15 protein-coding genes are annotated in these 12,582 nt (G+C 58.7%); 6 read left to right on the plus strand and 9 right to left on the minus strand.

Annotated elements, in window-relative coordinates; genetic code table 11:
• Positions 1-5: 5 nt before the first annotated feature.
• Positions 6-242, plus strand: a complete 237-nt coding sequence (locus tag BVL55_RS09625) for an Lrp/AsnC ligand binding domain-containing protein (RefSeq protein ID WP_075996709.1) — start codon at positions 6-8, stop codon at positions 240-242.
• Positions 243-570: 328 nt separating this feature from the next.
• On the opposite strand, the gene BVL55_RS09630 is transcribed toward BVL55_RS09625, so the two are convergent.
• The 6 genes from BVL55_RS09630 to BVL55_RS09655 all read right to left on the minus strand — a co-directional run bounded on the left by BVL55_RS09630 (position 571) and on the right by BVL55_RS09655 (position 4,881).
• Positions 571-1,026, minus strand: coding sequence for a c-type cytochrome (locus tag BVL55_RS09630; RefSeq protein WP_156892499.1), 456 nt, complete (start codon positions 1,024-1,026; stop codon positions 571-573).
• A gap of 20 nt (positions 1,027-1,046) precedes the next feature.
• A complete protein-coding gene (locus BVL55_RS09635) occupies positions 1,047-1,475 on the minus strand; it encodes a c-type cytochrome (RefSeq protein ID WP_075996711.1) in 429 nt (142 codons plus the stop codon).
• Entirely contained in the window at positions 1,472-1,888 is a 417-nt protein-coding gene (gene cueR / locus BVL55_RS09640) for a Cu(I)-responsive transcriptional regulator (RefSeq protein ID WP_075996712.1), read from the minus strand. The genes BVL55_RS09635 and cueR overlap by 4 nt, the downstream gene beginning before the upstream one ends.
• A 68-nt stretch (positions 1,889-1,956) precedes the next feature.
• A complete protein-coding gene (locus BVL55_RS09645; protein WP_075996713.1) occupies positions 1,957-2,850 on the minus strand; it encodes an NAD(P)-dependent oxidoreductase in 894 nt (297 codons plus the stop codon).
• A 122-nt stretch (positions 2,851-2,972) separates the two neighbouring features.
• Positions 2,973-3,773 carry a phosphate/phosphite/phosphonate ABC transporter substrate-binding protein gene (locus tag BVL55_RS09650; RefSeq protein WP_075996714.1) on the minus strand — a complete coding sequence of 267 codons (801 nt, stop codon included), beginning with the start codon at positions 3,771-3,773 and terminating at the stop codon, positions 2,973-2,975.
• Positions 3,774-3,831: 58 nt separating this feature from the next.
• Entirely contained in the window at positions 3,832-4,881 is a 1,050-nt protein-coding gene (locus tag BVL55_RS09655) for a fatty acid desaturase (protein WP_083649477.1), read from the minus strand.
• 158 nt (positions 4,882-5,039) lie between these two features.
• On the opposite strand from BVL55_RS09655, the gene BVL55_RS09660 reads away from it, so the two are divergent.
• Both BVL55_RS09660 and BVL55_RS09665 read left to right on the plus strand, forming a co-directional pair.
• The gene (locus BVL55_RS09660) at positions 5,040-5,900 is read left to right on the plus strand and encodes a helix-turn-helix domain-containing protein (RefSeq protein WP_075996715.1); all 861 of its coding nucleotides are present in this window, start codon (positions 5,040-5,042) and stop codon (positions 5,898-5,900) included.
• 301 nt (positions 5,901-6,201) lie between these two features.
• Positions 6,202-8,640 (plus strand): GcvT family protein, encoded by a 2,439-nt coding sequence (locus BVL55_RS09665; RefSeq protein WP_075996716.1) that lies wholly within the window; start codon positions 6,202-6,204, stop codon positions 8,638-8,640.
• Between the two features lie 36 nt (positions 8,641-8,676).
• Here BVL55_RS09665 and BVL55_RS09670 read toward each other — a convergent pair whose 3' ends face one another.
• Entirely contained in the window at positions 8,677-9,093 is a 417-nt protein-coding gene (locus BVL55_RS09670) for a MerR family transcriptional regulator (protein ID WP_075998054.1), read from the minus strand.
• A gap of 83 nt (positions 9,094-9,176) precedes the next feature.
• Here BVL55_RS09670 and BVL55_RS09675 point away from each other — a divergent pair, with 83 nt between their 5' ends.
• Entirely contained in the window at positions 9,177-9,950 is a 774-nt protein-coding gene (locus tag BVL55_RS09675; RefSeq protein WP_075996717.1) for a transglutaminase-like domain-containing protein, read from the plus strand.
• A complete protein-coding gene (locus BVL55_RS09680) occupies positions 9,947-10,570 on the plus strand; it encodes a cation efflux transmembrane domain-containing protein (RefSeq protein ID WP_075996718.1) in 624 nt (207 codons plus the stop codon). The genes BVL55_RS09675 and BVL55_RS09680 overlap by 4 nt, the downstream gene beginning before the upstream one ends.
• Before the next feature lie 25 nt (positions 10,571-10,595).
• Here the strand turns inward: BVL55_RS09680 and BVL55_RS09685 are convergent, their stop codons facing one another.
• Positions 10,596-11,213, minus strand: coding sequence for a rhodanese-like domain-containing protein (locus tag BVL55_RS09685; RefSeq protein ID WP_244530478.1), 618 nt, complete (start codon positions 11,211-11,213; stop codon positions 10,596-10,598).
• A 151-nt stretch (positions 11,214-11,364) separates the two neighbouring features.
• On the minus strand, positions 11,365-11,535 hold the full coding sequence (locus tag BVL55_RS16740; protein WP_162841488.1) for a hypothetical protein: 171 nt from the start codon (positions 11,533-11,535) through the stop codon (positions 11,365-11,367).
• 334 nt (positions 11,536-11,869) lie between these two features.
• Between BVL55_RS16740 and BVL55_RS09690 the strand changes: the two genes are divergently transcribed.
• Positions 11,870-12,577 (plus strand): orotate phosphoribosyltransferase, encoded by a 708-nt coding sequence (locus BVL55_RS09690; RefSeq protein WP_075998055.1) that lies wholly within the window; start codon positions 11,870-11,872, stop codon positions 12,575-12,577.
• The last annotated feature ends 5 nt before the right edge of the window (positions 12,578-12,582 follow it).

The raw sequence follows: 12,582 nt of genomic DNA on the forward strand, positions 1-12,582 counted from the left end.
CCCAGATGAAATGCGTCTTTGTCCAGATCAGGTGCAAACCCGGCGAAACCTACCGGGTTGCCGACGAACTTTACAAGCGTGAGGTCGCTTCCGAACTCTATTCGACAAGCGGCGACTACGATCTGCTGATGAAACTCTACATCGAGGACGGCAAGGACATCGGCAAGTTCATCAACGACAACGTTCTGGACATTCCGGGCATCAGCCGCTCGCTGACCACGCTGACCTTCAAGGCATTCTAGAGCGTGTCCGGTTTAAATTAAAGCAGTTTGCATGGATGGATTTTTCGTTTCCGGCAAGGAGAACACCGCAGCGCGGTGCCTTGCCACCTCGCGAGGATTTCGACGAAGCCAGAACGCAAAAGACACCACAGCCGGGCACTTAACATCATGAATGTATCGGGTTTTCTGCAATCGTTTGAACCTGGTTCCCTGCCCTTCGGGCAGCGTCGGAAAATACTGACAGTGCCTGCACTGCGTCGCATTTTCCTCCTTGCCGAAGACCAAACTCCCGGCGCTCAAACGATTCCATTTAAGCCGGACACGCTCTAGGATCAGGACCTCTGCAAGCTCAGTTCTTTTTCTGCCGGAAATCCTGGTGACAGGCAGAACACGCCTTGCCCACGGCCCGAAACCGGTTTGACAGCACAGCCTCATCGCCTGCATGCGCCACCTGTGAGAGCTGGCGTGCAGCAGCTGCCAATTCATCGGCAAGGTCGTTAAAACGTTGCGCTTCTTCCCATACCAGGGGTGTGGCTTCGCTCATTGCCTGCCGGCTTTCCGGCGTATCGGGAAACAGCGTTTTCATCTCGATTGCATGTCCGGCAATGGCGTCTGCAGCCTTGCCTGCCTTGGCAGGTTCGAAGGCGCTTTCACCTTTCAACATGCGCCCCACAACCGCCATCGCATCCTTCATGGCCGTCATGGCGTCCATGCGCTGCTTGACAATCCCCGTGGCGCCCTGGTGGGCAAAAGCCGCCCCGCCGAGGGCAACAGCAAGCACAAGTGCTGCCAGTGTCCTTTTCAAGATCAACTTCCCTTTTCTGCTCAATGGATACCGTTGGCGCGCTGCAAGGTGCGGACATAGGCAACGATGTCGCGAACCTCGTCTTCGCTGACACCTTCTACCGGCGGCATGTTACCAAACCGCCAATGATGAGACCGCACGCCATTGGCAGCAGCATGGAAAAATGCGCCATCAGAGTGATGGTTCGGTTCATAGATCACATGCACCAGCGGTGGCCCCTTGCCGTCATTACCCGCAGCATTCTTGCCGTGGCAGGTTGCGCAATTGCCGTTGAAGGCCGCCTCACCCCGGGCTGCTGCACCGTCAAGCTCAGGCACCGTCACCCTGACAAGGGGTGCCCCCGTGCCGCCGGTTTCGTTTCCGCCCGGCCGGGTCAGCCAGTATCCTGCTGCTGCAACACCGATTACTGCTGCAGCGACAACCATTTTACGGGCATCAAATGCGCTCATGAGAACCTCCTTGACCCTGCAATGTCGGCTTCCCCCGCAAGGTCCTCCAGGATCGGGCAATCCGGCCGGTCGTCGCCATGACAGTGCTCCACAAGATGGGCAAGCGTCATCTGCATCGCCTTCAGTTCAGCGATTTTCTGCTCAATCGCCTCGATCTTGGCGCTGGCAATCGCCTTCACATCGGCACTGGCCCGGTTGTGGTCCTCATACAGCGCCAGCAATTGCCGGCACTCCCCGATCGAAAAACCGAGGCTGCGCGCCCGCTGCACAAACTGCAGCTTTGAAATGTGTTTTGGGGAGTAGTCGCGATAATTGTTCTCGCCGCGATCAGGGTGCACCAGGCCGATATCCTCATAATAACGGATGGTCTTTGGCGGCAGCCCACTAAGCGCACTGGCTTTTCCGATGTTCATGGAGCCTCCTTTCCCAAGTGTTCGATAGCGCTTACAGCAACTGGAAGGTCAAGGGCGGCATTTTGCGTTCAAGGCTTGTTGAGCAGCCGCACCAGTTCCGGCAACATGCGCTCACCGTGGCCAGCTTCGATTTCACCTTCAAGCAGTTTCAAAATGGCTTCGGCAGCCTGTTTCTGCGCGCCAAGGTCATCTGCCATCTGCACGTAATAGCCGATATCCTTTCCCGCATTGGCAACAGAGAATTTAAGGCCGGAAACATCGCCGTCAACAAGATAGGGCGAGAGCCGGTCGAGAACGACACTGTTTCCCCCGCCCTTTGCCAGTACTTCCACGAAGCGTTCGGGCGCAATGCCTGCACGCTGCGCACTGGCTGAAGCCTCCGCCAGCACGGCGGTAAATCCCAGCGAGACGTAATTGTGCAACAGCTTCATGGTATGGCCGGCGCCAATGCCGCCCACATGGGTGACGTTTTCGGCAAAGCTTTCAAGCAGCGGCACCATGGCGGCAAACACCGCTTCCTCGCCGCCGCAAATCAGGTTGAGCCTGCCTTCCATGGCCTCCTTGGGCGTGCGGGTCATCGGCGCGTCAATAAAGGCACCGCCCTTTTGTGCAACCAATTGCGCCAGACGGCGTGTTGAGGAGGGAATGGCAGTGGAGCAATCGATGATCACCATATCCGGTTTCATCCCGGCCAGAATGCCGTCCTTGCGGGAAAGGATATCCTCCACCTGGGGCGAACCGGTAACGCACAGCAGGATGACGTCGCATTGAGCGGCAAGTCCCGCGCCGCTCTCGGCCTTCTGTGCGCCGGCCCCAAGCAGGCCGTTCACCTTCTGGTTTCCGGGATGATCGAGAAAGACCAGCCGCCAGCCCTTTGCCACCAGATTGGTGGCAATTCCCAGACCCATCAATCCGACACCGGCAAGCCCGATGGTATGTTTTTCCCGGTCTGCGCTTTCCATGCAATGTAGTCCCACTCGCCATTTGAAGCGCTATTCTGACCATCACGGCGGCAACAGGCAAATGCAAAACTGCGCTGTTTACAACAGCTTGCCGCAATAAGTGGAATCAGGCTGATCGTTGGTCAGGCTACAAACAGCTTGTCGAGCCCTGCTGCCTTTACGGCCTGCCAGCTTTCCGCGATCGGTCTGTAGTCTTCTTCACCGCGCCGTTTGAAACAGGTAATCAGCAGCGCCTGGCTGGTTTCCTCGTCAAGTTCGGCAATGGCATCCTCAATGGCGCAACACAATTGATCCTTCCGGCCGGAAAAGGTGGCAGAAGCGATGAAGGGAAGTCCCGGCGTCTCGGGTGTGTGTCCAATCACCGAAACGCGGCGCGCTGCCGGATCAAGACGCCGCGCCAGCTCAAACGTTACCGCATCGATCGCCGCCAGATCGGCGCTGTCTTCTGCCACCGCCTGAATGGAAGCACGGTGCGAACCGGTTCTGACCGGCACAAGCCCTTTCGGCAGCTTGCCGCCTGCCTGCAGAACTCCCGAAAGCCAGGCAGCCAGACCCGATTGCGAACGGGGATCATTATAGGCAAACCGCAAGGAAGGCGTCTTGAAGGGATCGATATCCTCCCGCCCTTCCCCTGCAATGAGAACGCTGCGGTAATTGCCCGGCCCACAGCCAATCGCATAGGTTGGCGAACCGAGCAGCGTTACCTTTCCCTCAAGCTCGTTCACAAAGGGAAGCCCGCAGGTCTGGCCGATCAGCAATCCCGGATCGAGCCAAAGCGCATGCGGATCGCCCGCACGGCTCAGGTTCTGCGGTACGGCCCCACCGATGCCGTGATCGGCCAGCATCTGCCGCAGCACCTGCCAGAAGCGCTCTGTATGATGGCGGATTTCCGGCCAGTCATACATCGGCAAAGCAGCAATCATGGGTAGAGATTGAATCATGCTGCCCGCAATAAGGTATCCGCCCGGATTTGAACAGTCCTTAATTTTGGCTGTTGGGGCGCGATCCGCTTTTTTTCCCGCCCGCAACATTCCCGGGAAAGGGTACCGGTTCCTTGCGGCGGAAGGCGTAGCGGCGAAACAGTTCGCCATAGGTCGAAACCGAATAACCACGGTTCATTTCCCGGTAACGGGCCACATTCTGCCGGTAGCGTTCCGGCAGGCGGTACCAGGCAAGGGACGGTGCGGCATGGTGCACCGCATGCAGGGAATTGTTGAGAAACAACCAGGAAAAAATGCCGCCATTTTCAACGATGATGCTGCGCCCGCGGCGGATGGCGCCCGTCCCGCCCTGCATGGCTTCTGAAAGCTCGCTTTGGTGCTCGGCAAACGTGCGCACCATCAAAAGCGACATGCCAAGATAACAGGACACCAGATAGGCCCAGACGGGCACGACACCATGGGCGGCGATCAGCGCCAGCAACAGGCCGCCGAGCGCCCAATGGAACAGCCAGCGCGCCGCAAGCCAGGCCTCACCGGCTCCAACGCGCTTGAAGTCGTGACGCAGCAAACCGAGCGTGCCGATAGCAGGACCAAGCACCAGCCGCCCGGCAAAGGTGTTGTTGGCGTTGAGAATTGCCCGGGCAACCGCGTTCTGCCGCAACCAGTCCGCAATATCCATGTACCAGCTTTCCGGATCGTCATAAGGATCGCACAGATTGCAGTCCAGATGGTGGGTCAGATGGGTTTCCTTGAACCGGCAATAGGGAATGATCAGGCCGATTGGCGCGAAGGCCAGAACATCGTTGAGCCATTGCGCCCTGAAAGGATGGCCGTGCACAAACTCATGCTGGGTAGAGGAATGCAGCGTCAGCAGAGGCGCCAGCGCGGCAATGGCCAGCAGACCGCCGGGTATGGTGGAGAAAATCGCGGGCCCGTAGAAAACCAGTCCGGCCCAAACCAGATATATGGAAGCCATCAGCACCAGCGTCCGCCAGTCGCCGCTGTCGGCGAGGCGAAGGAAACTGCCCTGAATTTCAACCTGTTTGTTCCCCGTTGCGGCAGCCGCGCCGCTATCTTGCATGCGTTTCATTCATCCCCTCAATTCACGGTCTGCTCCCCAACAGACAGCGAAATAATACGGAATACTGACAGCTCCTGACAACGCGACAATCCGCAAGATGAATATGAAATTCACACATAAACATCAATTTTGTTGTGAGGTCACAACAATCTCGCTATGATCGCACAATGCCGGGAACGTCCGACAAACGCGATGTGGCAGCGGTTTTCCGTGAGCGGCTGATCATGCTGATCGAGCAGCGCGGCGAAAGCTTTTCAGCCTTTGCCGATGCCATTGGCGTCGACCGCTCGGCCCTGAGCCAGTTCATGGCACCAGGTTCGACCCGCCTGCCCCGCGCCGAAACCCTGCATGCCATCGCACGCACTTGCGGCGTCTCCCTCGACTGGTTGCTGGGGCTCATTGCCAGCGAGGAAACCGGCAGTGAAACCGTTCCCTTGCTGGAAACAGAACCCACCAGCGACCAGGTCGATGGCCAGTTGCACGCCAAATGGCATCGCGAGGCAACGGGCTACAAGATCCGCTACGTTCCCTCAGGGCTCCCCGACCTGCTCAGAACCGAGGCGGTCAGCCAGCACGAGTTTTCCGTCAGAACGCCGGAAGGCGTGGCCGCCAAGGACAAGCAGGCACGCGAACAGCTTGATTATTCCCGCCGGCCAGAAACCGACATGGAAGTTTGCATGCCCCTGCAGCGCCTGCAGATATTTGCCGAAGGCCGGGGCGTGTGGACCGGGCTTTCTTCCACCGTACGCCGCCACCAGTTGGAGACAATCGCGCGCCTGACCACCGAAATGTACCCCACCTTCCGGCTGTTTCTTTACGATGAGCGGCTGATCCACGCCTCCCCCTACACCGTTTTCGGCCCCAAGCGGGCCGCCGTCTATCTGGGCGGTCTTTATCTGGTCATCAATTCCGCCGAACACATCAAGGCCCTGACCCGCCATTTCGATCATCTCATACGCATTGCCGATATCGGGCCGGACAGAATATCAGATCACATGGACAGGCTGCTTGGCACCGCGGCGCCCTAGGCTGTATCGACATTTGGGTTTCGCACGCGGCGCGAGACGGATTCTGCAAGAATAGGGTGAAAATCGCCCACTTCGGCGTCGCGGAACCTCGAAAGGATAGCGACCTGTCATCGGTTCCGCTCCTGGAATTGAACGATTTTCCCCCGTACCGCGCTCCAAATCCCAAATGTCGATACAGCCTGGGCCAAAGCCCGCCACTTGCCGGATTTCGACAGAAACCGTCCTTTTTTGAAAACTCCCCTCGCATCCGCGCCCTATCCTCTTTCCGTTCGCAGTAGCAGTCTGCAGGATGGAGGAATTCATGAGCGCAGCGTTACCCAGCCACGCCCGGGCCGTGGTCATCGGCGGAGGCCTCGTCGGTTGTTCAATCCTCTATCACCTGTGCAAGCTTGGCTGGAAGGACGTCATCCTGCTTGAGCGCGATGAACTGACCTCCGGTTCCACCTGGCATGCTGCCGCAAACCTTCACGGCCTGCACGACACCAACAACATCTCCAGGCTGCAATATTATACGATGAAGCTCTACAAGGAGCTGGAAGCGGAAACCGGTCAGTCCTGCGGTGTTTTTCAACCCGGTTCGCTTTATCTGGCCCAGACCAAGGACCGCGAACACCAGTTGCGCATACAGGCCGCCAAGGCGAAAACGTTTGGCGTTGATTTTTTCGAGCTGACCCGTGCCGAGGCGGAGGAAAAGCACCCGCTGGTAAATTTCGACGGCATTCGATGCATCATGTTCGAGGCCGATGGCGGCAATGTCGATCCTTCCGGCGTTACCATGGCCTATGCCCAGGGCGCCCGCCAGATGGGCGGCAGAATTGAACGCTTCTGCCCGGTTACCGCCACCACCCAGCAGGCCGACGGCTCCTGGCATGTGGAAACGCCCAAGGGCCGCATCCATGCAGACGCGGTGGTCAATGCGGCCGGCCTTTGGGCGCGTGAAGTGGGGCAGATGGCGGGCATCGACCTGCCACTCCAGCCCACCGAACACCAGTATCTCGTCACCGAAACGATCGCCGAGATCGCCGATATGGGCCGCCGCCTGCCCTCGGTTGCCGACCGCGATGGCGAATACTACATGCGCCAGGAAGGCCTCGGCCTGCTGGTCGGCGCCTATGAAAAGAACGGCAGATTCTGGGCCGAGGACGGCACGCCGATGGATTTCGGCCATGAACTGTTCCCCGACGACCTTGAGCGTATCTCCGAAAACTATCTGCGCGCCTGCACCCGGGTGCCGGTGCTGGAAAATGCCGGCGTCAAGCGTGTCATAAACGGGCCGATGATCTGGTCGCCCGATTCAGCCGCCCTGTACGGCCCGGTGCCGGAGTTAAGGAACTACTGGTGCTGCAACGGCATCATTCCGGGCTTCTCGCAGTCGGGCGGGCTTGGCTCCATGCTGGCGCAGTGGATGGTCGAGGGTGAACCTGAACTCGACATGTTCCCCTGGGATCTTGCCCGCTACGGCCTCGACTGGACGCTCAAGAGTTTCGTCAAGGCGAAGGTCATGGACGCCTACTCCCACCGCTTCAAGATTCACTTTCCTTATGAGGAGCGCGAAGCAGGCCGCCCGGTGCGCACGCGCCCTGCCTATGAAAGGCAAAAACAGCTCGGCGCCGTCATGGGCCTCAACTATGGCTGGGAACATCCGCTATGGTTTGCCGGTGAGGGCCGCGAAGCCGGCGAAACCTATGGCTTCGAACGCCAGGACTGGTTCAACGAGGTCAAGCGCGAATGCGCCGCATTGCGCGAAAACGCCGGCATTATCGACGTTTCCAACTTCGGCAAATACGAGATCAGGGGCAAAGGCGCGCGCAAATGGCTCGATGCCATCGTGGCCAACCGCGTGCCCACCGAGACGGGCCGTTCCTGCCTGACGCCCATGCTTGGCGTGCGCGGCGGCATTGCCGGTGATTTCACCATTACCATGCTGGGCGAAGACCACTATTACATGGTCGGCTCGGGCATTGCCGAGCGCTACCATCAGCGCTTCTTCAACATGGTGGAACGGCCCGAAAGCGTATCGTTTCAATCGCTGACGGCGGCCAAAACCGGTTTCAACGTCGCCGGTCCCAAATCCCGCGAACTGTTGCAGCGCCTGACCAATGAGGATTTGTCCAGTGACAACTGGAAATTCATGCACTCCAAACGCCTGCCCGTCGCCGGCATCGACGCCATCGGCCTGCGCGTTTCCTTCACCGGCGATCTTGGCTGGGAGCTTTACGTGGCCGAGGCCGATCAACTGGCGCTCTATGAAGCGCTGCTTGAGGCAGGCCGCGACCTGGGCGCCATTCCCGTGGGCGGCCGCTCGCTGCTCTCCCTGCGCGTTGAAAAGGGCTACGGCTCCTGGAGCCGCGAATACTCCCCGGAATACTGGCCACAGGAAGTCGGCCTCGACCGGCTGGTGAAGGAGGACAAGGGCGAGTTTCTTGGCCGCGAGGCGTGGCTGAAACTGAAGGACCAGGCGCCACGCGAGAAACTGGCGATCTTCGAAGTGGAAACCCCGCACAATGCAGACGCTGCGGGCGGCGAACCCATCTTCACCCCTGACGGCAAGCCGGCCGGGCGCGTTTCTTCCGGCGCCTATGGGCACTCGGTCGGCAAGTCATTGGCGCTCGGTTTCGTCAAATCCGAACTTGCCGAACCCGGCAGCGAGTTCGACATCGCCATTCTGGGCTTGCCTCACCGCGCGAAACTGCTCCCTGAACCCCCGTTCGACCCGAAAGGCGAACGGCTGCGGGGGTGAATCACGGTGAACCGCCGGGGCCTTGTCGACTGAAGATCAGTGTTCGCCCTCGCACAGTTCGTGATCGGCGAGTGCGCGGATGATGTGGCATTCGCCCACCGTGCCCCCGCCTTCGCAACTGGCGGCAATGCGCTGCAACTCGCCTGCCAGCTGTGTCAATTTTCTCAGGCGGCTTTCAACCGCTTCCAGATGCGCACCGGCAATGGCATGCGCCTCATTGCATTCCATGGCGGGATTTTCCGAAAGATGCACCAGATCGCGGATCGCCTCGATGGAAAGGCCCAGATCGCGAGCGTGCCGAATAAAGGAAAGCCGCTCAAGCTCGGCCTTTGAATAACGCCGCTGATTGCCCTCGGTCCGCTCAGGCGCCGCGATAAGCCCCACCTGCTCATAATAGCGGATGGTCGGCACCTTCACTCCGGCACGCAACGACAGTTCTCCAATCGACAGCATGTTCATTTTTCCTCTTGAACCTATAGCTACTAGAGAGATTAGGTTTTCGCGAATCCCTTGGCAACCGACATTTGGAGAAACCGGTGACAGACACGACAGACCGATACTTGCAGCAAACCGGGCTTCTGGATTTTCACCATCCGGCGATTGAAAGCCTCGTTGCCAAACGCGGATGGCCGGAGCTGGACGAATTCGGCCGCATCGGCGCTGCCTATGATTTCGTGCGCAACGAAATCCGCTTTGGCTACAACCCCCGTGACGACCTGCCGGCATCTGCCGTGCTCACCCAGGGCTACGGCCAGTGCAACACCAAGGCCACCTTGCTGATGGCGCTTTTAAGACGGCTCGGTGTTCCTTCAAGGCTGCACGGCTTTACCATTCACAAATCCCTGCAGCGCGGCATTGTGCCGGAACCGGTATACCGCTTGACACCCGATAACATTCTGCACAGCTGGGTGGAGTGCCGCTTCGGCGGGCGCTGGGCTGTGCTGGAAGGGTTCATTGTCGACGATGCGGTGTTGTCCGCACTACAGGCAGAGTTTGCCGGCAAAACGATCAAGCTTTGCGCCTATGGCGTGGGGACCGACAACCTGCCTGATCCATCGGTGACATGGCAGGGAAAAGACACCTTTATCCAGAAAACCGGCATTAACCGAGACCTCGGCCTGTTTGATGACCCGGACAGTTTTTATTCCGCACACAAACAGCAATTTACGCTGTTGTCAGGCTTGCTATACCGCTGGGTTGTGCGCCACTGGATGAACCTGCGGGTAAACAGGCTTCGGCGCGGCAAGGTGCCACCAATTCCAGGCACCGGGATTCCGGCAGGCCATGCAAACAAGGAGGCAGCATCATGAGCGCAGGATGCCATAACCATGACGATGCGGTCTTCGAAGGCATGTCGGCCGATTACCGCCGCCGGCTGATCGCCGTCATTATCATCAATGCCGCAATGTTCATCGTCGAAATGACCGCCGGTTACCTCGCCCGCTCCCAGGCGCTGCAGGCCGATGCGCTGGATTTCTTCGGTGATACGCTGACCTATGGCCTGTCGCTCGCCGTCATCGGCATGCCGCTTGCAACCCGTGCCAATGTGGCCCTGCTGAAAGGCGCAAGTCTGCTGGCCATGGGAATATGGGTGCTTGGCTCGACCGTATGGAAAGTCTTTTTCACCGGCGTGCCGCAAGCCGAGATCATGGGACTGATCGGCTTTCTGGCCCTCCTCGCCAATATTGCAAGCGTTCTGCTGCTGGTTGCCTACAAGGATGGCGATGCCAATGTGCGCTCGGTCTGGTTATGCTCGCGCAACGATGCCATCGGAAATGTCGCGGTTATGATCGCAGCCCTGGGCGTATGGGGCACGGCAACCGGCTGGCCCGACCTTATCGTTGCCGCCATCATGGCCAGCCTGTTTTTGTCCTCTGCCTGGCAGATCATCACCCAGGCACTGGCAGAACGGCGCAGCGCTGAATCTTGAGCAGGATAAGGCAGACGGCAGTTCGCTACGGCTTGACTACCGTCAACCCGAGCAACTGCCAGTTCTGCATCCCGCCCCGGTAGTAACTGATCTTCTCCGCCGGGAACCCGGCGGCAATCATAGCACGGATGGCAGTCGGCGACTGGCCGCACCAAAGCCCGTTACAAAACAGCGCCACGCGCTTTGCGCCGGTGCAGTCCCAGCCGTCGAAGTCGACCTCACAGCCGAGCCGGTCCAGCTGTTCTGCAATCACCGTATAGGGCAGGTGAATTGCGCCGGGGATCGTTCCCTTGCCATACCAGTCCGCGGTACGGCTATCGATGACAATCGCTTCGGGATCCTGCAACAGCGCAATCAATTCCAGTTCGCCGATGGTGGCAACGCCTTCGGCGGGCGTCATCGGCTGGATGCAGAACGGCGGACAGGCGCGCGACGTCTTGGCAAAGGCACCCGATATCTCGTTTTCAGTATCCTGGATACGTTTGATGGTTGTTTCACCCGTCGGCGTTTTAACCGTCACGGAAGGCATGTCTTTTGCAATCCCGACTTCCAGCTCTTCAGCGCCTGCTAGCGCTGCTGAAAGCACAAGCAGCAAAATTCCAAGAGCAATCCCTTCCAGGGTTTTCCGCATTGTTGAGCGCATTGGTGACATCCTCCAGTCGTCGTTGAGGTTTTCTGCTTCACACAACTGGCGGGACGGCACATCAAATGCAATGCGTCCAATCGACCGCACAAAAAAGGCCGGCGGATCGCCGCCGGCCTGATTGTATTGCTTTTTGCTTACGCCCTGTCGCCTACACGCCCTTGAGCAAGCAGCCTGCAGCAAGAATAACCCAGGCAACGGTCATGATCCAGAACGCTGAAAGCGGCAGGCCCGGAATAATCGCCAGGCCTCCAAGCAATCCGATGATGGCGATGATCACCGAAATGATGAACACGACTGTGGTAGGTGCACTGAGAGACATGGTCCCCTCCTTGGTTTCAAATTGGCGATTTGCCGGAAAATCGGCGAATCGCCCGTCACTCCCGCCGCAAAGGTTGTTAAACTTTGGTATGATGTCAACTTCACGACAACCCGCTTGAGGCCCCGAACCGCCAGGTTTGGCGTCAACCCGTCCACAGCTCGATGGCCCCTGCCCCGTCGCAAACGGCTGATAAACTTGCTAGAGAAATTTCGATCTTGGCGGAATCGGCAAAACCGGAATGCGTTATGCGGTTCAGCTACTTGGCGAGCGCTTTCGTTTTGACCCCCCAGGCAAACGTTCAACAAAAGAGACCCAGCCGCAGGATATCCATTCGATGTTTCAAAACACCTTTCCGGACAAGGCCACGATTGCCGAACTGACTGCGAAAATGCTGTGGGAAATCGGCGCCGTGCATTTTCGCTCCGATGAACCCTACACTTTCACCTCGGGGCTCAAGAGCCCGGTTTACATCGATTGCCGCAAGCTGATCTCCTACCCGCGCATCCGTTCCGCGGTATCCGATTTCGGCGTCGCCACCGTGCTGCGCGATGCGGGCTTTGAAAAATACGATTGCGTTGCCGGCGGCGAAACAGCCGGCATCCCCTACGCTGCCTTCATTGCCGAACGCATGGGGCTTCCCATGATCTACATTCGCAAGAAGCCAAAGGGTTTTGGCCGCAACGCCCGCATTGAAGGCGATCTCAAGGAAGGTCAGCGGGTTTTGTTCGTGGAGGACCTGACCACCGATGGTGGCTCGAAAATCTCCTTCGCCAACGCGATCCGGGATGCAGGCGCGGAAGTGACCGATACCTTCTCGGTCTTCTATTACGGCATCTTCAAGGACGCGCCGAGAACACTCGCCAGCCACGGCATGAAGCTGCACTATCTGACGACCTGGAAAGACGTGCTGGCAGTGGCGAAGAAGGAAAAGCTGTTCAACGCCAAAACGCTCAAGGCCGTTGAGGCCTTTCTCGACAAGCCGCTTTCATGGTCGAAAAGGAACGGCGGCGTCGACAAGCTGCCAAGCCGGGAAAACGGCTAGAAGTA

This window comes from Salaquimonas pukyongi, from assembly GCF_001953055.1.
GTDB lineage: Bacteria > Pseudomonadota > Alphaproteobacteria > Rhizobiales > Rhizobiaceae > Salaquimonas > Salaquimonas pukyongi.

Coding starts and splice junctions, on each gene's coding strand:
- BVL55_RS09625 (WP_075996709.1), top strand. CDS start 6: ATGAAATGCGTCTTTGTCCAGATCAGGTGCAAACCCGGCGAAACCTAC.
- BVL55_RS09635 (WP_075996711.1), bottom strand. CDS start 1,475: ATGAGCGCATTTGATGCCCGTAAAATGGTTGTCGCTGCAGCAGTAATC.
- cueR (WP_075996712.1), bottom strand. CDS start 1,888: ATGAACATCGGAAAAGCCAGTGCGCTTAGTGGGCTGCCGCCAAAGACC.
- BVL55_RS09645 (WP_075996713.1), bottom strand. CDS start 2,850: ATGGAAAGCGCAGACCGGGAAAAACATACCATCGGGCTTGCCGGTGTC.
- BVL55_RS09650 (WP_075996714.1), bottom strand. CDS start 3,773: ATGATTGCTGCTTTGCCGATGTATGACTGGCCGGAAATCCGCCATCAT.
- BVL55_RS09655 (WP_083649477.1), bottom strand. CDS start 4,881: ATGAAACGCATGCAAGATAGCGGCGCGGCTGCCGCAACGGGGAACAAA.
- BVL55_RS09660 (WP_075996715.1), top strand. CDS start 5,040: ATGCCGGGAACGTCCGACAAACGCGATGTGGCAGCGGTTTTCCGTGAG.
- BVL55_RS09665 (WP_075996716.1), top strand. CDS start 6,202: ATGAGCGCAGCGTTACCCAGCCACGCCCGGGCCGTGGTCATCGGCGGA.
- BVL55_RS09670 (WP_075998054.1), bottom strand. CDS start 9,093: ATGCTGTCGATTGGAGAACTGTCGTTGCGTGCCGGAGTGAAGGTGCCG.
- BVL55_RS09680 (WP_075996718.1), top strand. CDS start 9,947: ATGAGCGCAGGATGCCATAACCATGACGATGCGGTCTTCGAAGGCATG.
- BVL55_RS09685 (WP_244530478.1), bottom strand. CDS start 11,213: ATGCGCTCAACAATGCGGAAAACCCTGGAAGGGATTGCTCTTGGAATT.
- BVL55_RS16740 (WP_162841488.1), bottom strand. CDS start 11,535: ATGTCTCTCAGTGCACCTACCACAGTCGTGTTCATCATTTCGGTGATC.
- BVL55_RS09690 (WP_075998055.1), top strand. CDS start 11,870: ATGTTTCAAAACACCTTTCCGGACAAGGCCACGATTGCCGAACTGACT.